Here is a 20,372-nt window from a genome sequence, read left to right on the forward strand (position 1 = left end):
TGCGACCAAGAAGCACGGAGCGGCGAGCCTGGGGCGGAGAGCGGTAGCTTGCGTGACCAGCGGAGCCCCGTGCGAGTGCGACCAAGAAGCACGGAGCGGCGAGCCTGGGGCGGAGAGCGGTAGCTTGCGTGACCAGCGGAGCCCCGTGCGAGTGCGACCAAGAAGCACGGATGGCTCAAGACTCCCGTCGCGGGCGTCCGCGCACAGTGCCGCTCGCCGCCGTCTTCGGGTCGTGATCACGTCACCCCGACGGGTAGGGCTGGCCCTACCCCTAGACACCTGTGCACCGGCTCGTCCCGGACTGCCGGAGGCCATACCGTGATGCCATGCGCTCCAGGATGAGGCGTGTCTTACTCGACACCCGTTACACGCTCGTCGGCTTCCCGACGGCCGTCATCGGCTTCGTGATCATGGTCACCGGCTTCTCGGCCGGCGTGGGCACCATGGTCGTATGGCTGGGCGTACCGCTGCTGGCGGGCACGCTGATGGCCGCGCGGGGTTTCGCCGACGCGGAGCGCGGTTGGCTGTCCGACGTGCTCAAGCGGCCGCCCGTACGGCCCCGCTACAAGCCCGCCCCGCCCGGCGCGGGCCGCTTCCGCCGGCTGGTCAACCCGCTGACCAGCGGGCAGTCGTGGCTGGACCTGCTGCACGGCATCGTGAACCTGCCGTTCGCCATCCTGTCGTTCGTGCTCACGGTGGTGTTCTGGGCGATCCCGCTGGCCGGCCTGACCTACCCGCTGTACGGCATCGTCACCACGCGCATTTCGGGCAACCAGGAGCTGCCCCAGCTGCTCGGCCTGGGCGACGGCTACGCCGTCAACTCGATCTTCTACGTCTCCCTCGGCCTGGTCTTCGCGCTGATCCTGCCGTTCGCGACGCGCGGCGCGGCGCTGCTGCGGGCCGGGCTGGGCCGGGCGCTGCTGACCGGCGTGGCCGAGCTGCAGGAGCGCATCGACGACCTGGCAGAGGGCCGGGCCGCCGCCGTCTCCGCCGAGGCCAACGCCCTGCGCAAGCTGGAGCGTGACATCCACGACGGGCCGCAGCAGCGGCTGGTCTCGCTGGCCATGGAGCTGTCCAGGGCACAGCGGCAGCTGGCCAAGGACCCCGACGCCGCGCAGGAAACGATCAAGTCGGCCATCGCCGCCACTCGCGAGACGCTCGACGAGCTGCGCGCGCTCTCGCGCGGCATCGCGCCGCCCATCCTGTCCGACCGCGGTCTCGCGCCCGCGCTGGCCGCCCTGGCCGGGCGCTGCACGGTCCCCGTCGACCTCGACGTGCAGACCGTCGAGCGCTACCAGGCCGCGGTGGAGAACGCGATCTACTTCGTCTGCGCCGAGACCCTCACCAACGTGGCCAAACACAGCCGCGCCACCACGTGCGCCATCCAGCTTGTCCGCATCGGTAACGCTCTCGTGCTCACGATCGGGGATGATGGGGTCGGCGGCGCGCACGTCGCCAAGGGACACGGTCTCGCCGGCCTGGCCGACCGGCTCCGCGCCGTGGACGGGGAGCTGGAGGTGCAGTCGCCGGACGGCGGGCCGACGTTGATCGTGGCGGAGGTGCCGTGCGGGTAGTCGTGGCCGATGACGCGGTCCTGATCAGGGCGGGCCTGGTCAGGCTGCTGGAGGAGTTCGGCTTCGAGGTGGTCGCGACCGTCGGTGACGGCGACGCGCTCGTGGCGGCGATCGCCGAGCACAAGCCGGACGTGTCGGTGGTCGATGTGCGCATGCCGCCGTCGTTCACCGACGAGGGGCTCAAGGCGGCCGTGGAGGCACGCCGCAGGGTGCCGGGGACGCCCGTGCTGATCCTCTCGCAGTACGTCGAGGTCTCCTACGCCGAAGACCTGCTCGCCGACGCCCGGGGCGCGGTGGGCTACCTCCTGAAGGACCGGGTCGTCGACGTGGACGAGTTCCTCGAGGGCCTGCGGCGGGTGGCCGCGGGCGGCACGGTGTTCGATCCGCAGGTGGTGTCCCAGTTGATGGTGCGCAGACGCAAGGACGACCCGTTGGCGCAGCTGACGCCGCGGGAGCGGGAAGTGCTCGGGCTCATGGCCGAGGGGAAGTCCAATCCGGCCATCGGCCGGCAGCTCGTGATCAGCGACGGAGCCGTGGAGAAGCACATCCGGAGCATCTTCAACAAGCTCGGACTCTACGCGGAGGACAGCGACCAGCATCGCCGGGTGCTCGCCGTACTCACCTATCTGCGTTCCTGATCTTTTCCGGAGGCTGGGGGCTGGCCGGTCCGCGCGGCGCCGCGCGCGGACCTGGCCGCTCGGGGGATTTAGCCGAGCGCGTCGACCAGCTTCTTGCGCTGCTGGGCGCCCAGGCCGCCGAGACGGCGCTTCTCGTCGACGCCCGCCTCCTCCATCAGCGCGGTGGCCTTGGCCGGACCGACGCCCTTGACGGCGCGGAGCGCCTGGGAGACCTTGATCTTCTTCGCGATGTCGTCGTCGCGCTCCAGCAGCTGAGCGAACGTCAGCTCGCCGGCCTTGACCTTGGCGAGCAGGGCGGTGCGGGCGGCACGCGCCTCGGCCGCCTTGGCCAGAGCCGCCTGACGCTGCTCGGGGGTGAGAGTGGGAAGTGCCATCTCAGTTCTCTCCTCGGGGAGTTTACGTTCGGGTTCCTGTTACCCGTGGTGCAGTGGCTAATCATGGCGGATACCAGCGGTTCGTGTTGCAGAAAGCGCCCTCTCACCGTGTCCGCCACACCTCGGCGGCCGCTTCCGCGCACGCCACGTCCTGTGTGACCGTGCCCCCGCTGACCCCGATGCCACCCACCACGCGCCAGCCCTCACCGTGGTCCGCCCAGAGCGGGACGCCCCCTCCGACGCACACGAACCCCTCCCGCGGCAGCCCGTGCAGGTCACCCCCAGGAGCCGTCCGCGCGGCCAGCTCCGCGGTGGACCCGCGCAGGGCCACCGAGGTGTACGCCTTGCCCCGCGCGAGCACCGGCCCCGCGATGCCCGCACCCTCCATACGCTGGAAAGACACCAGATGGCCGCCCTCGTCCACGACCGCCACGGAGATCGCCACGCCTTCGCGGACCGCCTGCCTGACGGCCGCCTCGGTCATGCGGAGCGCGAGTTCCAGATTCACGCCTGCTGCCCCCAGGTTCCTCGGGTTTCCTCCTCATGCGTACAACCCCTTGGCCGGGCGCGGCAAGATCGCTAGCATGGGCCGGAACGCGTGCGGGCTATAGCGGCTTCGCCCCCATCAGCGTGGAATGCGTCACATTCTGCTGCTCGGGCGTGTCGCGACCCTGGTCAGGGTGGTTTTCGCGCCACTTTTCGAGCTCCTCCGGGGTGAGGAAGGCGTCGAAGACCGACTCCATCGCGCCCAGCAGCGCGCCCCGCCAGCCCAGCGCCGAGCCCTCGATCCTCGGCGGGTGGTCGCGGCGGATCGCCATGAGGCCGGGTCCGCAGCTGTCCATCAGCGTCTGACCGGCCCGTTCGTACAGCTCCACGCCGTGACCCGAGAGGGTCACCACCTCGGGGTCGTGGGCGTTCACGAGGGCCGCGACGCCGCGTCCGAGCGCTCGCGCGTTGGCCTCGACCGCCTCCTCGCTGGTGGCCAGCACCTGCTCGGCCTGGGCGCGCCCCCTGCCGCCGCCGTGGGCGAGGCCGACGTGGCGGAGGAGGGCGTTCGCGCCGACGTCCATGCCCCAGCAGCCGATCGCGCCGCACGGGCAGAGGCGATCGCCGCCCGCGAGCGGCATATGGCCGAACTCGGCGCCCATGCCGCTCGCCCCGGCCAGCGGCCGGCCCTCGACCACGAGCACGCCGCCGAGGTCGAAGTCCACGTGCAGGTGCAGCCCCACCCGCACGCCCTGCAGCCTCCCGCGCCGCGCCTCGGCCAGCGCCGCGAACGCGGTGTCGTTCCCCACGATCGGCCCCTCCGCCCCTGCCTCCCCTTCCAGACCGAGCAGGTGCGGCACGTCGACCGAGCGCCAGCCCAGGTGGGCGATGTCCACCAGGCCACCGTGCCGGACGGGGCCCGCCAGGGCAACCCCGACGCCGACCACCCGATGCCCGAGGCGGCGCCTGTGGGCCGCGATGGCGTCGCCCAGGGGGCCCAGAACGCCCTCGGGGGTGCCGTCGTGCGACTGGAGGCCGAGAACCGTCGTCCGGCCGCCCAGCTCGCAGGCCGCCAGCTCCCAGGCGTCCTCGCGCACGTCCACGGCCAGCGCGACAGGTCCGCGCGGGTGCGGTCCCGGCACCTGCGTCGGGCGTCCCCTGGCGGGCTCCGGTGCGGGCTCCTCGTGCAGCAGCTCGTCCTCGGCCAGCCCGGCGACCAGCACCGACGCCGTCCCCCTCGCCAGGTTGAGGTCGCGGGTCAGCTGCGACCTGGTGCGGGTGGCCCCGCAGTCATGTACGGCGCGCAGCAGTCGTACCCGGTTGTGCGCGCGAAGTTCGCCACTCGTCGTAGCACCGATCACGGTTCACAGTTTATGCTCTAGCCGTGAACAAAATCCCCCTTGATGCCAGACGTGCCCGTGCCGGAGTGTTCGGGTTCTTCTTTCTCGCCGGATTCGTGATGGGTTTGTGGGCAGCCGGGCTCCCGTCCCTGAACGACCGGCTCGACCTCGGCCCCGCCCGGCTGGGCAGCGTCCTGTTGCTGATCTCGGGTGGCGCGCTGGTGTCGATGCTGGTGGCCGGGCCGTTGGTGGACAGGTGGTCGAGCCGCCGGGTGTGCTGGATCGGCGGTCCTTTCTCCGGGCTGGTGCTGCTCGGGCCCGCGCTGGCGCCCTCGTACTGGGCGCTGGTGGTGCTGGCGGTGGTGTTCGGGATCGGGCTGGGGGTGACCGAGGTCGGCATGAACACCCACTCCGTCGAGGTCGAACGCCGCTACGGCCGGCCGATCATCTCGGCCTTCCACGGCACGTGGAGTCTCGGCGGCGCGGCCGGGGGCGGGCTCACCGCGCTCATGCTCAAGGCCGGGGTGGACCCGCAATGGCTGCTCATCGTGGCGGCGCTGGTGGTGCCCTTCCTGTACGTGCCGGCGGCGCGCCTGCTGCTGCCCGACCCGCCCGCGCACGCCGCCTCGCCCGAGTCGGGCACCTCGCGGGGCTCGTCGCTGGGCTGGGGGTTGATCGCGCTCCTCGGCCTGGCCGCGTTCGCAGGCCATCTGAGCGAGGGGGCGGCCATCGACTGGGCCGCCCTGCACGCCCGATGGGTGCTGCGGACGGATCCGGCGATGGCGCCGCTCGCGTACACGATCTTCTCGGTGGCCATGACCTCCATCCGCCTGCTCGGGGACCCGATCAGGGCCCGCCTCGGCTCGGTGCGCACCATCCAGCTCGCCGGCCTCTTCGCCACGGCCGGCTACGTCCTGGTGCTGGTGTCGCCGGCGACCGGCGCGCTGCGGGTCGTCTGCGCCTGGACCGGCTGGGCCCTCGCGGGCGTGGGCCTGGCCACGGTGGTCCCGGTCCTGTTCAGCGCGGTCGGCGCCGCCGGCGGCCGGGTCGGCCGGGCGCTGGCCATGGTGACGGCCTTCGGCTACAGCGGTCTTCTCCTGGGGCCCGCGGTGCTCGGCTACGTGGCGGAGGCCTCGTCCCTCCCGGTCGCCCTGATCATCCCCGCGGTCCTGGCCGTCGTCGTGACCCTCACCGGCACCCCCGCCATCCGCGCCCTGAACCACCTCCCGCCCGCGCCTGCGCAGGACGCGGCCGACCACCCCGAACCCGCCCCCGCCCGCGACTGACCGGGTGACGGCGGTAGCTCCTCAACGACCGCCGCACCCGCACCCGCACACGCCGCCGGCCACAGGGCGGCGTCGGTCGCGGAAATCAGGGAGATCCTCAATCGCAGGGCGAGGGCACGCTCTCCCTCCAGAACGCCATGTGCCGCACTGTCTCGCCTGCTCCACCGCACGCCGGCCGGTGGGGCGGCCGCCGGCCGCGTTGCGGGATCGTGACTTGACCTGCAAGTTACATCCAGGTTTCATGTCCCAAACGCAGTAAACGTTTACGGAAGTTGATCGTAAACGTTTACAACACCAGGGAAGGGACAGCCGTGGCCGACGGACCGACGATCAACACGATCGCCGCGCGCGCCGGTGTCTCGATCGCCTCCGTCTCGCGGGTGCTGAACGGCCTGCCGACCAGGCAGGAGACCGTGCGCAAGGTGATGGCCGCCGCCGACGAGCTCGGCTACGTGCGCAACGCCGTGGCCAGGTCGCTCAAGTCGCGTCGCACCCACCAGGTCGCCTTCGCCATGGCCGACGTCGGCAACCCCGCCTACCTGGCGATGCTCCGTCAGATCCAGCCTGTGCTGAAGGCCGCCGGGTACCGGCTCGTGCTGCACTCCACGGACGCCGTCGTGGCCGACGAGATCGACGTGCTGCACAGCCTGGGGGAGCGGTACGTGGACGGGCTGATCATGAGCCCGCTGCGGGTCACCGAGGCCCACCTCGAGATGCTGGCCGCCGCCAGGGCGCCCGTCGTGATCATCGGCTCGGTGCCCGAGGGCACCCGCGTGGACAACGTACGGGCGGACTCGCGGACCGGCGTCCGGCTGGCGGTCGATCACCTGTACTCGCTCGGCCGCCGCAGGATCGCCATGGTCAACGGCCCGCTGGACACCGTCCCCGGCGCCTCCCGCGGGGAGGCCTACCGTGAGGCGCTGCGGGACCTGGGCGTGCCCTACGACGAGGACCTCGTGCAGATCGGCGACTTCTACCGCGCGGAAGGGGGCCGCGCGGTGGCGGAGCTGCTCGCCAGGGTCCCCGACGTGGACGCGCTGCTGTGCGCGAACGACCTGATCGCGCTGGGCGCGCTCGACGTGCTGCGGGCCGCGGGGCGCCGGGTGCCGGACGACGTGGCGGTGGTCGGCATGGACGACACCGACCTGGCCGCCGCCTCCTGGCCCTCGCTGACCAGCGTCTCGCTCGGGTCGGCCGAGCGCGGCAAGGCCGCCGCCGAGCTGCTGCTCGAACGGCTGCAGGGCGGCGATCGCGAGCCCAGGCTGGTCACCGTCCCGCCCCGGCTCGTGATCCGCGCCTCCACCGCCGGAGAGTCGGCGGAGTCGACTGACGAAAGGGAGAGAGCGTGACGGCGACCGTGACGAGACCGGCGCCGCCGCGGGGGACGCGGCGCGCCCGGCGCCGGGTCTCGCGCCAGACGCGCGAGATGTGGCTGCTCATGCTGCCGGCCCTGGTGCCGGTGGCGCTGTTCAGCGTGGGTCCGCTGCTGTACGGCATCGGCCTGGCGTTCACCGACGCCCGCAACACCCGCGTCCACGAGACGAGCTTCGTCGGCCTCGAGAACTTCGGCAGGCTGCTGACCGACGACGAGTTCTGGTCCTCGTTCAAGATCGGCGCGATCTGGAGCGTCTCCGTGACCGTGCTGCAGTTCCTGGCCGCGCTCGGCCTGGCGCTGCTGCTCAACGAGAACCTGCGCTTCAGGAGCGTGGCCCGGGTGCTGTCGGTGGTGCCGTGGGCGATGCCGCCCGTGGTCATCGGCCTGATGTGGAAGCTCGTCTACCACCCCGACGCGGGCATCCTGAACGACCTGCTGGGCACGGACGTCAACTGGCTGGCCGACTTCTCGCTCGCGCTGCCCGCGATCATCGTGGTCGGCGTCTGGACCGGCATGCCGCAGACCACGGTGGTGCTGCTGGCGGGCCTGCAGGGCATCCCCAAGGAGCTCTACGAGGCGGGCGAGGTGGACGGCGCGACCCGCTGGCGGCGGTTCTGGAACATCACGCTGCCGCAGCTGCGGCCGGTGATCGTGGCGATCACCTCGCTCGACTTCGTGTGGAACATCAACCAGTTCGGCCTGGTCTACGTGCTCACGCAGGGCGGGCCGGGCGGGCAGACGCGGCTGCCGATGCTGTTCGCGTACGAGGAGGCGTTCAGGTACCGGATGGCCGGTTACGCCTCGATGCTCGGCCTCGCCATGGCGATCGTCGTGCTGGCCGTGCTCGGACTGTATCTGTGGCGCCAGATGAGGGAGGCCAAGTGATGAGGCGTGTCCCGCAGTACGCGGCGCTGGTCGCGTACATCGTCTTCCTGGCCTTCCCGCTGGCCTGGCTGCTCTCGACGGCGCTGAAGACGCCGCGGGAGATGGCCATGGCCGACCCCACCTGGATCCCGCGCGACCCGACGCTGGCCAACTTCGCCGACGCGTTCGGCGAGCAGGACCTGGTCGGCGCGGCGCTGCGCAGCCTGGTCGTGGCGCTGTTCAGCAGCGTGATCACGGTGCTGGTCTCGCTGCCCGCCGCCTACGCCATGGCGCGCTACCGCGGCCTGCTCAACAAGATCGCCATCGGGTGGGTGCTGGTCAGCCAGGTGTTCCCGTTCATCCTGATCATCATCCCGCTCTTCATGATCATGCGTGACCTGGCGCTGGTGAACACGCTGCCCGGGCTCGTGCTGGTGCACGTGACGTTCACGCTGCCGTTCGCGCTGTGGATGCTGCAGGGGTACGTGCGCGCGGTGCCGCGCGAGCTGGAGGAGGCCGCAGCCGTGGACGGCGCGACCCGGCTGCGCTCGATCGCGAGCGTGGTCGCGCCGCTGCTCGCGCCCGGCGTGGTGGCCACGCTGCTGTTCTCGTTCATCTCGTCGTGGAACGAGTTCATGTTCGCGCTCGTCATCCTGCAGAACCCGGATGTCATGACGCTCCCGCTCACGCTGGTGAGGTTCACCGGCCCGGAGGGGGTGGCCAGGCTCGGCCCGCTGGCCGCGGCGTCGCTCATGGCGACGATCCCGAGCCTGATCTTCTTCGCAATCATTCAGCGGCGACTGAAGTCCGGCCTGATGGCCGGCGCCGTGAAGGGCTAGGAGGCTCATATGCGAATCAGGTCCGCTCTGGCGGCTGCGGCGGTCCTCACGCTCGCCGCCGCGTGCAGCGGGGGAGGCGGCGGTGAGTCGTCGTCCGCCCCCAACGAGCCAGTCAAGATCAATTTCCTCAGCCTGGCGTGGCAGAAGGAGTCCCTCGCCGCGAACAAGCAGCTCGTGGACGAGTGGAACAAGGCCAACCCGAAGATCCAGGTCACGTATGTCCAGGGCAGCTGGGACAACGTCAACGACCAGCTCGTCACCCAGTTCGCCGGCGGCACGGCGCCCGACGTCATCCACAACGACTCGCCCGCGCTGGCCGGCTTCTCCTCCGACGGCTACCTGCTCGACCTCAAGGACAAGCTGCCCGCCGAGCTGAAGAACGACATCCCGCAGGCCGCCTGGGACACCGTCACCTTCGACGACGGAAAGGGCCAGCAGGGCGTGTACGGCGTGCCGTTCCTGCAGGAGTCGCAGGTCATCATCGCCAACAAGAAGCTGCTCGACGCCTCCGGCGTGCGCGTGCCGACCTCCGACAACCCCTGGACGTGGGACGAGTTCTCCGAGGCCGCGAAGAAGATGACCACCAAGCGCCCCATCGTCACCTCCTCCAGTGGCTCCGAGACTGCCATGGGCCAGGGATACGGCGTGGCCTGGCCGATGAAGTCGCCGGTCAACAAGACGCTCAACCTGGCGCTCAACTTCGGCGGCACGTTCTTCCAGACGGCCGACGGCAAGACCACGGTCAAGGTCGGCCCCGAGGAGCGCGAGGTGCTCCAGCGCATCCACGACCAGCTCTACAAGGACAAGTCCGCCGACCCGGCCGCGCTCGGCCAGGGCACCGCCGATCCGCTGCCGGCCTTCTACAAGGGCAAGTTCGCGCTGCTGCCCGCGGGCGTGTACCTGCGCCAGCAGGTCGCCGAGCAGGCCCCGGAAGGGTTCGAGTGGGTCACGCTCCCGGCGCCGAAGGGCACGAGTGCCCAGCAGGGCGCGGTCTCGCAGACGCTCTCGATCGCGCAGGAGAGCAAGCACCCTGACGAGGCCATGAAGTTCATCGCCTTCTTCCTGAACGGCCAGAACCAGGCCAAGCTCGCCAAGGGCGACTGGCTCCTGCCGACCTCCCAGACGGCCGCCGCCGACCCGGCGATGACCACCAAGGAGAACGGCTGGGACGTGGCCACCGCCTCCGCCAAGAACCTCGTCGTGGCGCCGTTCCTCAAGGTGAACGGGTTCGACGAGTGGAAGAGCAAGGTGGCCACGCCGGTGCTGCAGGAGTACTTCGGCAATAAGATCACCATCGACCAGGCGGCCTCGAAGCTGGTCGAGGACGGCAACAAGGTGTTGGAGCGGTACCAGCGGTGACTTATCGGGACAAGGCCCGTGGGTGTCTGCTCGGCCTCGCCGCCGGTGACGCCCTCGGAGCCCCGGCCGAGAACCTGCCGCCGTCGGAGATCCGGCGGCGGTGGGGCCGGCTCACCGAGATCGAGGGCGGGGGGACCGATGACACCGAGTACGCCATCTTCGCCGCGTCCCTGCTGCTCCGGCACGGGCACGCGCTGACGTACGCCGACGTGGCGGCCGCGTACCGGCGGGAGGTCATCCCGCGGGTCACCGGGCCCATGCGCGGGGCCGGGTTCTCCGAGCTGGGCACCGTCGAAGCGCTTCGCCGCGGCCTGGAGCCCCCGTTGACCGGGCTCGTGCACTCCCACGGATGGTCGGACGGCCTCGCCATGCGTGCGGCCCCGTACGGGATCTTCTGCCCGGGGGATCCCGCGGAGGCGGCCCGGCTGGTGGAGCAGGACGGGCTGGTCAGCGCGTCCGGCGAGGGCATCCTGGGCGGCCGCGCGGTCGCCGGAGCGGTGGCCGCCGCCATGGGCGGCGCCTCGGCGGAGGACGCGGTGCGGGCGGCGCTGTCGGTGATCCCCGCCGACTCGTGGACGGCCCGCAACGTCGTACGCGCCCGCGCCGTACTCGGCGGACCGTCGCCCACAACCACGACGCGCTCGCCCGGGGTTCTTTCCGGCGCTCCCGGCGGACCGCCGTCCGGCGCGGCACGTTCGCAGGCGGCCGGCGCGACGCGCGCGGCGGGCAAGCCGGACGCGGGCGACGCGGACGGGCTGGTCGAGGCGCTGCACGAGGCCGTGGTCGTCAAGCACTACCCCTGGACCGACGTGGCCCCCGAGGCCGTGGCGCTGGCGTTCGCGGCGGTGCTGGCAGGCGGCGGCGACGTCGAGGCATCCGTGACGTTCGGGGTGAGCCTGGGCCGCGACGCCGACACGATCGGCGCCATCGCCGGGGCCGTCACCGGAGCCATGCGAGGAGAGCGCGGCGTGCCCGAGCGGTGGGCGGCCAGGATCGGACCCGTGACAGGCAAATGCCTGCCCGTCGTGGCCGGAAAGCACGTGCTGGACGTCGCCGACGAACTGGCGGGAGGACTGTAGATCACCATGTCGGGGGAGAGAATCAGGGGGGCCTTCGCCGGGCTCGCCGTCGGTGACGCCGTGGGCTGGCCCGCGGCCAGGCACCGGGCGGCCCTGCACGCCCCCTGGAGCAGGCGCCTGCACAGAGAGCTGGACGCGTTCGCCGAGGAGCACCGGGTGACCACGCTGCCGGTCCCGTTCGCGCTCAATCAGCCCACCGCCCCGCTGGCCATCGGACCGTCCGACGACGCCGAGTGGCTGGCCTGGACGGTGCTCACGATCGACCGTCCGAGGGCCGAGGCGTTCAGGGAACTGCTCGACGGCGAGACGTCCAGGATCCGCGAGGGAGTGCGGGCGCGCATCTCGGTGGCCACCGCGCTCGACAACCTGGCCAAGGGAGTCGAGCCGCCCGCGTCCGGGCACGACAACCCGCACCACTTCGACGACGCCGCCGCCGTCAGGGCTGTGGCGTTCGGGGCGCTGGGGAGGGACCCCACACAGGACGCCCAGGTGACGAACGCCTACGACGGCGTCCTGGGCGCCCAGGCCATGGCCGCCGCCGTGGCCGAGGCCGTGGCGTCGGGATCGGTGGCGGCGGCGGTGGAGGCGGCGCTGGCCGTACTGCCCGAGGACACCGCCATCGGCCACAACGCCCGCCTGGCGCTGGCCGTCACGCGGGAGGCGGGCGACCCGTTCGCGGCCGTGCCCGCGCTCGACGCCGCGCTCATCGACCACGTCTACAGCTACGGCGTGGGCGCCGCGCAGACCGTGCCGGTGGCGCTGGCGCTGGCCGAGGCGGCGGGCGGCGAGCTCGCCCGCGCCGTGCCCGCGGCGGCCTGCCTGGCCGCGCTGGCCGACTCGGCGCCCGCGCTGACCGGAGCGCTGGCCGGAGCCTGCGGCGGGTATGCCGCGATCCCCGAGTGGTGGATCGCGTCGGCCCGCACGCTGGCCGGCTGCTGCCTGCCTGACCTGGCGGGCCGGGATCTGATCGAACTAGCGGGCAATTTCACGAGCAATCTCACGAGCAATCTCACGGAGGGAATCGCATGACGCCGCTTGAGGACAGGGCCACTGGCTGCGTGGCGGGGGCGGCGGTCGGTGACGCGCTGGGCGGCGCCACCGAGGGCTGGACCCCCGAGCAGATCGTCGAGAGGTACGGAGGGCGCGTCGAGGGCGTCGTGCCGCCGTTCAACGAGGACTGGCGCAACGCCCGCCCCATCGCCCCGTACCACAAGGGCGACGGCCACATCACCGACGACACGTTGATGACGCACGCCCTGATCCGCGTGTACGAGAAGGTCGGCGGGCACCTGGACGCGTACGCGATGGCCGACCACCTGGTGCCGGAGCTCATGGGCGAGCGGCGGTGGATCCCCGAGCTGGAGGCCGAGGCGCTGCCGCTGCAGCGGATCTTCCTGGCCGAGAAGTGGATCGTGGCCAGGCTGCACTACGGGCACGTGGACCCGCGCGAGGCCGGTACCGGGAACATCGTGAACTGCGGCGCGGCCATGTACGTCGCCCCCGTCGGCATCGTGAACGCCGCCGACCCCGACGCCGCCTACGCCGAGGCCATCGACCTGACCGGGGCGCACCAGTCCAGCTATGGCCGCGAGGCCGCCGGGGTCATGGCCGCCGCGGTGGCCGAGGCCATGCGCCCGGGCGCCACCGCCGACTCCGTGGTCGCGGCGTGCCTGCGGCTGGCCAAGGACGGCACCAGGGCCGCCATCGAGTCGGTCTGCGAGGCCGCCGCCGGTCTGGGGCACTGGGAGGGGTCCTTCGAGACGCTGCGCGCCGCCATGCGGCCCTACGACACGGTCGCCGACACCTACCGCGACCAGGGGCTGGGGGCGCGGCGGCCGAGCCGGACGCACAGCATCGAGGAGCTGCCGCTGGCGCTGGGCCTGCTCGTGATCGCGAAGGGCGACTACCGCGACACCGTGCTGGGCGGCGTCAACTACGGGCGCGACGCCGACTCGATCGCCTCCATGGGCGGGGCCATCGCGGGCGCGCTCGGGGGCCTCGCGGCGGTCCCGTCGGAGTGGGTCGCGCAGGTGGGGGCGGCCAGCCGTACGGACCTGGTGGCTCCGGGGCTCTCCATCGCGGAGGTGGCGCGCCGGGTGCACGCCGACGACCTGGCGCGGCGCCGCGGCCACGAGGCCGCCTTCGCCGCCCTGGACCGCGCATGATCCGCCTCACCTGGGTCCAGCCGGAGGACCTGATCGGGCACGAGCTCCGCCAGGCCGCCGAGGACGGCCGCGCCTCCGGCCCCGACAGCGGCCGGGTACGGGCGATCGCGGACCGGTGGCACGCGGCCGGCGGCCACGACGCGCCCCCGCGCGCCGGCGCCTCGGAGCCGGTGGCCGCCCGGCTGCGGGGGCTGGCGGAGGAGCTGCTGGACGAGCTGGCCACGATCCCGTCGCCGCTGGACGAGCCCTCCGACCTGGCCGCCATCATCGCCGCCTGCCCCGCCTGGCCGGGCACCCGCCGTGCCGCGCGCCCCCGTGCCGCCGCGACGCCTTCGGCGAGCCCCCGTACCGCCGGCTTCGCGGCGGTGGAGGCCGATCCGGCGCGCGTGCTGGGCGCGTGGCTCGGGCGGGCGGCCGGGTGCGTGCTGGGCAAGCCCGTGGAGAAGATCCCGCGCGCGGGCATCAGGGAGATCGCCGAGGCCACCGGCAACTGGCCCATCCGCGGCTGGTTCACCGCCAAGGGCCTGCCGGACGACGTGGCCCGCCGCTGGCCGTGGAACCGCCGCAGCGCCGTCAACTCGCTCGCCGAGAACATCGACGGCGTCCCCGAGGACGACGACCTCAACTACCCGCTGCTGGCCCTGTCCGTCCTCGAGCGCCACGGCCGCGGCTTCACCACCGAGGACGTGGCCAAGCTCTGGCTGGACGAGCTGCCCGCGGGCCGCACCTTCACCGCCGAGCGCGTCGCGTACCGCAACCTTCTGGACGGCGTCGAGCCGCCGGGCACCGCCACCCGCCGCAACCCGTTCAGGGAGTGGATCGGCGCCCTGATCAGGGCGGACGTGTACGGCTGGGTCAACCCGGGCGACCCGGCCACGGCCGCGGAGCACGCCTGGCGCGACGCCAGGCTCACGCACACCGCGAACGGGATCTACGGGGCGATGTTCGTGGCCGCGATGTGCGCCGCCTCGATGGTCGCCGCGGACGTGGAGGAGGTCGTACGGGCGGGCCTGTCCGTCGTGCCGGAGCACTCGCGCCTGCACGAGGCGGTACGCCTGGCCGTGGCCGACGCCGCACGCGAGGACGACTTCGAACGTGTCATCGACCGCCTGCACGAACGCCATGGCACCCTGCACTGGGTGCACACCGTCAACAACGCCGCGCTCATCGCCGCCACGCTCGTCCACGGCCGGGGCGACTTCACCGCCACCATCGCCGGAGCCGTCGCCGGAGGGTGGGACACCGACTCCGCCGGGGCCACGGCCGGGTCCGTCGCGGGCGCGCTCAACGCGGGCGTGCCGGACCGCTGGCGCATGCGCAACAGCCTGGCCAGCAGCCTGACCGGGTTCGACGGGGTGGGGCTGGACGCGCTCGCCGCCAGGACAAGGGAGATGATGAGGGCATGATCTCGGTTTTCGGCAGCGCCAACATGGACCTCGTCGCGTACGTCTCCGAAGCCCCCAAGCGGGGCGAGACGGTGACCGGACACCGGTTCAGGACCGTGCCCGGCGGCAAGGGCGCCAACCAGGCCATCGCCGCCGCCCGGGCGGGCGCGCAGGTGGCCTTCCTCGGGGCGGTGGGCGACGACGGGTTCGGGGCGGAGATGCGCGCCACGCTGGTGGAGGCCGGGATCGACGTACGCGGCCTGCGCCAGGTTCCCGGGCCGAGCGGCATCGCCCACATCGTCGTGGACGACGACGGCGGCAACTCGATCATCGTCGTCCCCGGCGCCAACGGCACCGTCACCGGCCCCTCGGGCGAGGACCTGGCCGCCATCGCGCGCTCGGAGGCGCTGCTGCTCCAGCTGGAGCTGCCCCTGGAGGCCGTCATCGCGGCCGCCCAGGCCGCCCAGGTCTCCGGCGTGCCGGTCTTCCTCACCCCCGCCCCCGCGCGGCCGCTGCCGGACGAGCTGCTCGACGCCGTCACGACGATCGTCCCGAACGAGCACGAGGCGGCCGCCATCACCGGCGTCACCGCCCCGGAGGTCGCACTCGACGCGCTGCTGGAGCGGGTCGAGGAAGCGGTGATCACGCTCGGCTCCGAGGGCGCGCTGTACGGGTCGAGGTCGGGGGAGCGGCTGCGCGTGCCGGCCGTGAAGGTGGACGCGGTGGACACGACGGCGGCGGGCGACACGTTCGTGGGCGCGCTGGCCGTGGCCCGGTCGGAGGGGCAGAGCATGGCCGACGCCCTGGCGTTCGCGTCCACGGCGGCGGCGCTGTCGGTGCAGCGTGAGGGCGCCAGCACCTCGATGCCGGCCCGGCACGAGATCGAGAACGCCCGCCCGTGAGGTCAGCCCTGTCCCTCGTGCGTCCCTGGGAGCCTGACGGGGGCAGCGGGCCGTAAGCCGGCCAGCAGATCGGGCAGCAGCCCGGCCAGCCCCGGCGGGAACACCCGCTCCGAGGTCGTGGCCAGCTCGCCGGCGCTCCACCAGCGGTTGCCGAGCTGGAACTCCTCCTTCTCGTAATCCTCCAGCGCGGTGGGCGCCACGGTCGCGGCCGCCACGCGGGCGAAGAAGTACGTGTGCACCGAGGAGAAGTGCCGGCCCTGGTTGGACCACGCGCTCTCGTTCACCGCCACGGGGTCGCCGAGGTCCGCGGGATCCAGCACGTGGCCGGTCTCCTCCAGCGCCTCGCGGACCGCCGCCTGCGCCGGGGTCTCTCCCGGCTCCAGCCCGCCGCCGGGCAGGAACCAGGCGGGCTCCTTGGGCCACGGGTCCGGCGGTATGAAGCGGAACAGCAGCACGCGGTCGTCCGGGGAGGCCAGGATGACGCGGCCCGTCGGGCGCGGAGTACGGATGATCACCCCTGAACGGTAACAAGGCCGGTTTCTGGGGCAGGTGGTGACTATGACCGAAAAATCCGACGAACTGCCCGAAGCGGTGCGGGGCATCGACGGGGAGAGCGAAATCGTCGCGGAACGGTCCTGCGCCAGTACTCCGAAGTCCCGCCGTCCCGTTCCCCACGATCCACCGGAGGAGTGGGAGGAGCGCGAGCCGGAGGAGGAGCCGGACGAGGACGAGGACGTCACCCGCCCGGACGCGGGTCCCACGGGCTGACCCCGCTTCCGCGTGTCACTCCTGCAGGTGGGCGAGGGTCTGCTCCAGCTCCGCCTGCAGGAGGTCGCCGGCCGTGTCGCCGTCCCCGCGCCGGATGGCCGCCACCAGCGCCGCGTGCGTGTCGTGCCCGGGATTGCGATCGTGCGAGCGCAGCCCGAGCACCTCCACCAGATCGATCAGCCCGCCGCGCAACGCGGGCGCGAACTCCGCGAACAGATCGGTCAGCACCGGATTGCCGGCCGCCGCCACGACCGCCCGGTGCAGGGCGATGTCCGCGTCCACGAACGCGGCGTCATCCCCCGACGCCGCCCCGGCCCGCGCCGCCAGCGCCGCTTCGAGCGCCGCGACGTCCTCGTCCGTACGCCGCCGCGCGGCCAGCCGGGCGGCCTGCGTCTCGACCATCATGCGCACCTCGTAGACGTCCGCGATGGCGGCCCGCCGCAGCCGGGCCGGCCAGTCCTCGGCGGGCTCCGTGGCGATCACGAACACCCCGGAGCCCTGCCGGGCCTGCACCAGCCCCGCCCCCGCGAGGGCGCGCAGCGCCTCCCGCACGGTCGAGCGGCCCACCCCGAGCGCCTTGGCCAGCGCGTTCTCGCCGGGCAGGCGCGTGCCCACCGGCCACTCGCCCTGCGTGATCTGCTCGCGCAGGTGCTCGGTGGCCTGCTCGACGAGCGGGCTGGGGCGGAGTGAGCCGAGCGGCATCGGACACACCTCTCAGGTTGTCTGAGGACCTGTGTTGTGGTTAGTGTAGCCGACATGACGTTGCGTGCTCTCCTTCTCGGCCGCCGCGACGGGGCCTGACCGGACCGGCACCCCGTCGCGGTGGTCAGGGTGCCCGCCGGTCCTTCCCACCGACGACGGAGAAGGAAGACAGCCGTGTACGACTGGAACCGGCAGCGCCCCAGCGCCATGCCGTACCACCGCTACAAGCCCGCCCACGAGCGCGTCGAGGTGCCGCTCACCGACCGCGCCTGGCCGTCCGCGCGCATCACGCGAGCCCCGCTCTGGGTCCCCGTGGACCTGCGCGACGGCAACCAGGCGCTGGCCGAGCCGATGGACCCGGCACGCAAGCGCCGGATGTTCGACCTGCTGGCCGGCATGGGATTCAAGGAGATCGAGGTCGGCTACCCGTCCTCCAGCCGGCTCGACTTCGACTTCGTCCGCGAGCTGGCCGCTCCGGGGGCGCTGCCGGAGGACGTGACCGTGGTCGTGTTCACGGCCGCCAGGCAGGACCTGATCGAGCGCACGTTCGCCTCGATCGAGGGGCTGCCCCGCGCGGTCGTGCACCTGTACACCGCCACCGCCCCCACCTGGCGTGACGTGGTGCTCGGTCACGACAGGCGCGAGCTGCGCGCCCTGATCATGGACGCCGCCGGGCACGTCGCCAGGCTCGCGGAGGGGCGCGACGTGCGCTTCCAGTTCTCTCCGGAGGTGTTCAACCTCACCGAGCCGGACTACGTGCTGGAGGTCTGCAACGACCTGACGGCCCTGTGGGACGCCTCCCCGGACCGCCCGGTGATCCACAACCTGCCCGCGACGGTCGAGGTGGCCACGCCCAACGTGTACGCCGACCAGATCGAGTACATGCACCGCCACCTGGACCGCAGGGACGCGGTGATCCTCTCCGTGCACCCGCACAACGACCGCGGCACCGGCGTGGCCTGCGCCGAGCTGGCCCTGCTGGCGGGCGCGCAGCGGGTGGAGGGCTGCCTGTTCGGCAACGGCGAGCGCACCGGCAACGTGGACCTGGTGACCCTCGCGCTCAACCTCCACTCCCAGGGCGTCGATGCCATGCTGGACCTGTCCGACATCGACGAGGTGCGCCGGGTCGTCGAGCACTGCAACCGCCTGCCGGTGCCCGACCGCCACCCGTACGCGGGCGACCTCGTCTACACCGCCTTCTCCGGCACCCACCAGGACGCCATCGGCAAGGGCCTGGCCCACCACGCCAAGCGGGCCGCGGAGCTGGGCGTGCCGCCGGAGCAGGCGCCGTGGGACGTGCCGTACCTGCCCATCGACCCCGCCGACGTGGGCCGCGGCTATCAGGCGGTCATCCGCGTCAACAGCCAGTCGGGCAAGGGCGGCGTCGCGTACCTCCTCCGCACCCGCTACGGCCTGGAGCTGCCCCGCAGGCTGCAGATCGACTTCTCCTCGGTCGTCCAGCGGGCCACCGACGGCAGCGGCGAGGAGATCACGGCCGAGCAGCTCTGGGAGCTCTTCCACGCCACCTACCTGGCCCCGGGGGAGACGAGCGCCCTCGCCGGATGGAGCACGAGGGAGACTGAGCCGGGGGCGCACGAGTTCGCCGGCACGCTGCGGTCGGGGCGCCGGCTGCACGGCACCGGCAACGGACCGCTGTCCGCGCTGACCGCCGCGCTCGCCGCCGACGGGATCGACGTCGACATCCTCCACTACGCCGAGCACGCCCTGGACCCCGGCCGGGGCAGCCGCGCCATCGCGTACGTGGAGGCCCGCGTGGACGGCGTGACCCGCTGGGGCGCGGCCCAGGACACCTCCGTGCTGACCGCCTCGGTCCACGCGGTGCTGGCCGCGGTCAACCGCGTCCTGGCGGATGTGCCAGGCTGATCATCGGACCTGAGGAGGCCGGATGTTCGAGGCGGGAGACGTGCTCCGCGTGCTGGAGACGCTGCGTGAGGCGGGCTGCGAGGTCTGGATCGCCGGCGGCTGGGGGATCGACGCGCTCGTGGGCCGCGTCACCCGGGAGCACGGCGACCTCGACCTGCTCCACCGCGTCGAGCAGGAGCCCGCCGTGATCGCCGCGCTCGAGGCGGCAGGGTACGCCGAGCGCGAGGGCGTCGTGCCGGGCCGGCCGGCCCGCTTCGTCATGGTCGGCCCCTACGGTCGCGAGCTCGACCTGCACCCGCTGCGGTTCGCCCCGGACGGCTCGGCGCTGCAGCGCCTCGACGACCGGGGCGGCGCCCTGTCCTACCCGGCCGCCGCCTTCGTCGCCGGCGTGATCGACGGGGTGCGGGTGCCCTGCCTGTCGGCGGCCCAGCAGGTGCACTTCCACCAGGGGTACGAGCCGAGGGAGCGCGACCTGCACGACATGGCGCGGCTACGGGAGGCGTTCGGGATCGCGACTCACTTCTGAGTGGCGATCCTCGCGTCCAGGTGGGCCGCGCACTCGTCACGGAAGGAGAGGACACGCGAGCGCAGCAGCTCGGGGTCCTCCAGAACAGCGCGGGAGACCGAGGGCACGACGGCGTGCCGTACGGGCCCGAACAGGCGAGCCACGTCGGCTGCGGTGGCGCCCTGGGCGCCCAGCCCCGGCGCGAGGATGGGCCCGTTGAGGTCGAGCAGCGAGTCCTCCAGCTCGGGCAGCGTGGCCCCCATGACCACCCCCACGGGCCCGAACGGCGTGTGCCCGGCGTTCGCCGCGGCGGCGCCGGCGAGCACCTGGCCGGCCACGAGCCGCTGCAGCGGGGCCGCCTCCGGGTTGGAGGTGCGGGCCAGCACGAACACACCCGCGTCATTGGCCACGGCCGAGCTGATCGCCCCCTCCAGCGACCCGAACCCGAGATACGGGCTCAGCGTCACGGCATCGACGGCCAGCGGGCTGCCCCGGTCGAGGTAGGCCTCGGCGTATGCCGCCATCGTGCTGTCGATGTCGCCCCGCTTGACGTCGAGCAGCACCAGCGTGCCGGCCTCGCGCAGGTCGGCGATGGTGCGTTCCAGCACGGCGATGCCGCGGCTGCCCCAGCGCTCGAAGAAGGCCGACTGCGGCTTGACCACGGCCGCCACGTCGCTCACGGTGTCGACCACCGTGCGGCTGAAGCGTTCCAGACCGGCGGGCGAGTCGTCGAGCCCCCACGCGTGGAGCAGCGCCGGGCTCGGGTCTATGCCCACACAGAGCGGTCCGTACTCGTCGAGCCTGGCTCGCAGGCGTGTCCCGAACGACTCGTTCATCTCCAAGGGCC

21 protein-coding genes are annotated in these 20,372 nt (G+C 72.7%); 15 read left to right on the forward strand and 6 right to left on the reverse strand.

Going from position 1 to position 20,372, the window contains the following annotated elements:
• Positions 1-338: 338 nt before the first annotated feature.
• Complete coding sequence (locus tag AB0J64_RS47510; RefSeq protein ID WP_364042877.1) at positions 339-1,574, forward strand: sensor domain-containing protein; 1,236 nt, start codon at positions 339-341, stop codon at positions 1,572-1,574.
• Positions 1,565-2,212: a response regulator transcription factor gene (locus AB0J64_RS47515; RefSeq protein WP_344994446.1), complete on the forward strand. Its 648-nt coding sequence runs from the start codon at positions 1,565-1,567 to the stop codon at positions 2,210-2,212. The genes AB0J64_RS47510 and AB0J64_RS47515 overlap by 10 nt, the downstream gene beginning before the upstream one ends.
• A gap of 68 nt (positions 2,213-2,280) precedes the next feature.
• Here the strand turns inward: AB0J64_RS47515 and mihF are convergent, their stop codons facing one another.
• The 3 genes from mihF to AB0J64_RS47530 all read right to left on the reverse strand — a co-directional run bounded on the left by mihF (position 2,281) and on the right by AB0J64_RS47530 (position 4,433).
• Positions 2,281-2,586, reverse strand: coding sequence for an integration host factor, actinobacterial type (gene mihF, locus AB0J64_RS47520; protein ID WP_043641121.1), 306 nt, complete (start codon positions 2,584-2,586; stop codon positions 2,281-2,283).
• 103 nt (positions 2,587-2,689) lie between these two features.
• Positions 2,690-3,094: a heme-binding protein gene (locus AB0J64_RS47525; RefSeq protein ID WP_364042879.1), complete on the reverse strand. Its 405-nt coding sequence runs from the start codon at positions 3,092-3,094 to the stop codon at positions 2,690-2,692.
• 97 nt (positions 3,095-3,191) lie between these two features.
• The gene (locus AB0J64_RS47530) at positions 3,192-4,433 is read right to left on the reverse strand and encodes an ROK family protein (protein ID WP_364042881.1); all 1,242 of its coding nucleotides are present in this window, start codon (positions 4,431-4,433) and stop codon (positions 3,192-3,194) included.
• A 23-nt stretch (positions 4,434-4,456) separates the two neighbouring features.
• On the opposite strand from AB0J64_RS47530, the gene AB0J64_RS47535 reads away from it, so the two are divergent.
• The 10 genes from AB0J64_RS47535 (at position 4,457) to rbsK (ending at position 15,666) form a co-directional block, all read left to right on the forward strand.
• A complete protein-coding gene (locus tag AB0J64_RS47535; RefSeq protein ID WP_364042883.1) occupies positions 4,457-5,698 on the forward strand; it encodes an MFS transporter in 1,242 nt (413 codons plus the stop codon).
• A gap of 311 nt (positions 5,699-6,009) precedes the next feature.
• A complete protein-coding gene (locus AB0J64_RS47540; protein ID WP_364042885.1) occupies positions 6,010-7,047 on the forward strand; it encodes a LacI family DNA-binding transcriptional regulator in 1,038 nt (345 codons plus the stop codon).
• On the forward strand, positions 7,044-7,958 hold the full coding sequence (locus tag AB0J64_RS47545) for a sugar ABC transporter permease (protein WP_364042887.1): 915 nt from the start codon (positions 7,044-7,046) through the stop codon (positions 7,956-7,958). Before AB0J64_RS47540 ends, AB0J64_RS47545 begins: the two co-directional genes overlap by 4 nt.
• Positions 7,958-8,776 carry a carbohydrate ABC transporter permease gene (locus AB0J64_RS47550; protein ID WP_364042889.1) on the forward strand — a complete coding sequence of 273 codons (819 nt, stop codon included), beginning with the start codon at positions 7,958-7,960 and terminating at the stop codon, positions 8,774-8,776. The genes AB0J64_RS47545 and AB0J64_RS47550 overlap by 1 nt, the downstream gene beginning before the upstream one ends.
• Before the next feature lie 9 nt (positions 8,777-8,785).
• The gene (locus tag AB0J64_RS47555) at positions 8,786-10,135 is read left to right on the forward strand and encodes a sugar ABC transporter substrate-binding protein (RefSeq protein WP_364042891.1); all 1,350 of its coding nucleotides are present in this window, start codon (positions 8,786-8,788) and stop codon (positions 10,133-10,135) included.
• Positions 10,132-11,214, forward strand: coding sequence for an ADP-ribosylglycohydrolase family protein (locus AB0J64_RS47560; RefSeq protein ID WP_364042893.1), 1,083 nt, complete (start codon positions 10,132-10,134; stop codon positions 11,212-11,214). Before AB0J64_RS47555 ends, AB0J64_RS47560 begins: the two co-directional genes overlap by 4 nt.
• A 6-nt stretch (positions 11,215-11,220) precedes the next feature.
• A complete protein-coding gene (locus AB0J64_RS47565; protein WP_364042895.1) occupies positions 11,221-12,243 on the forward strand; it encodes an ADP-ribosylglycohydrolase family protein in 1,023 nt (340 codons plus the stop codon).
• The gene (locus AB0J64_RS47570) at positions 12,240-13,379 is read left to right on the forward strand and encodes an ADP-ribosylglycohydrolase family protein (protein WP_364042896.1); all 1,140 of its coding nucleotides are present in this window, start codon (positions 12,240-12,242) and stop codon (positions 13,377-13,379) included. The genes AB0J64_RS47565 and AB0J64_RS47570 overlap by 4 nt, the downstream gene beginning before the upstream one ends.
• Positions 13,376-14,785, forward strand: a complete 1,410-nt coding sequence (locus AB0J64_RS47575) for an ADP-ribosylglycohydrolase family protein (protein ID WP_364042898.1) — start codon at positions 13,376-13,378, stop codon at positions 14,783-14,785. Before AB0J64_RS47570 ends, AB0J64_RS47575 begins: the two co-directional genes overlap by 4 nt.
• Complete coding sequence (rbsK, locus tag AB0J64_RS47580; RefSeq protein WP_364042900.1) at positions 14,782-15,666, forward strand: ribokinase; 885 nt, start codon at positions 14,782-14,784, stop codon at positions 15,664-15,666. The genes AB0J64_RS47575 and rbsK overlap by 4 nt, the downstream gene beginning before the upstream one ends.
• Positions 15,667-15,668: 2 nt before the next feature.
• Here the strand turns inward: rbsK and AB0J64_RS47585 are convergent, their stop codons facing one another.
• Positions 15,669-16,181: an NUDIX domain-containing protein gene (locus tag AB0J64_RS47585; RefSeq protein WP_364042902.1), complete on the reverse strand. Its 513-nt coding sequence runs from the start codon at positions 16,179-16,181 to the stop codon at positions 15,669-15,671.
• Between the two features lie 43 nt (positions 16,182-16,224).
• Here AB0J64_RS47585 and AB0J64_RS47590 point away from each other — a divergent pair, with 43 nt between their 5' ends.
• On the forward strand, positions 16,225-16,434 hold the full coding sequence (locus tag AB0J64_RS47590; RefSeq protein WP_364042904.1) for a hypothetical protein: 210 nt from the start codon (positions 16,225-16,227) through the stop codon (positions 16,432-16,434).
• Between the two features lie 15 nt (positions 16,435-16,449).
• Here AB0J64_RS47590 and AB0J64_RS47595 read toward each other — a convergent pair whose 3' ends face one another.
• Positions 16,450-17,136, reverse strand: coding sequence for an FCD domain-containing protein (locus AB0J64_RS47595; protein WP_364042906.1), 687 nt, complete (start codon positions 17,134-17,136; stop codon positions 16,450-16,452).
• Between the two features lie 207 nt (positions 17,137-17,343).
• Between AB0J64_RS47595 and AB0J64_RS47600 the strand changes: the two genes are divergently transcribed.
• Entirely contained in the window at positions 17,344-19,020 is a 1,677-nt protein-coding gene (locus tag AB0J64_RS47600; RefSeq protein ID WP_364042955.1) for a 2-isopropylmalate synthase, read from the forward strand.
• Positions 19,021-19,042: 22 nt separating this feature from the next.
• Entirely contained in the window at positions 19,043-19,546 is a 504-nt protein-coding gene (locus AB0J64_RS47605) for a hypothetical protein (RefSeq protein WP_364042908.1), read from the forward strand.
• On the opposite strand, the gene pyrF is transcribed toward AB0J64_RS47605, so the two are convergent.
• Positions 19,537-20,361: an orotidine-5'-phosphate decarboxylase gene (pyrF, locus tag AB0J64_RS47610; protein ID WP_364042910.1), complete on the reverse strand. Its 825-nt coding sequence runs from the start codon at positions 20,359-20,361 to the stop codon at positions 19,537-19,539. The two genes, AB0J64_RS47605 and pyrF, sit on opposite strands and share 10 nt — an antisense overlap.
• Positions 20,362-20,372 lie beyond the last annotated feature (11 nt).

Source organism: Nonomuraea sp. NPDC049695, assembly GCF_040674955.1.
Classification (GTDB): Bacteria; Actinomycetota; Actinomycetes; order Streptosporangiales; family Streptosporangiaceae; genus Nonomuraea; species Nonomuraea helvata.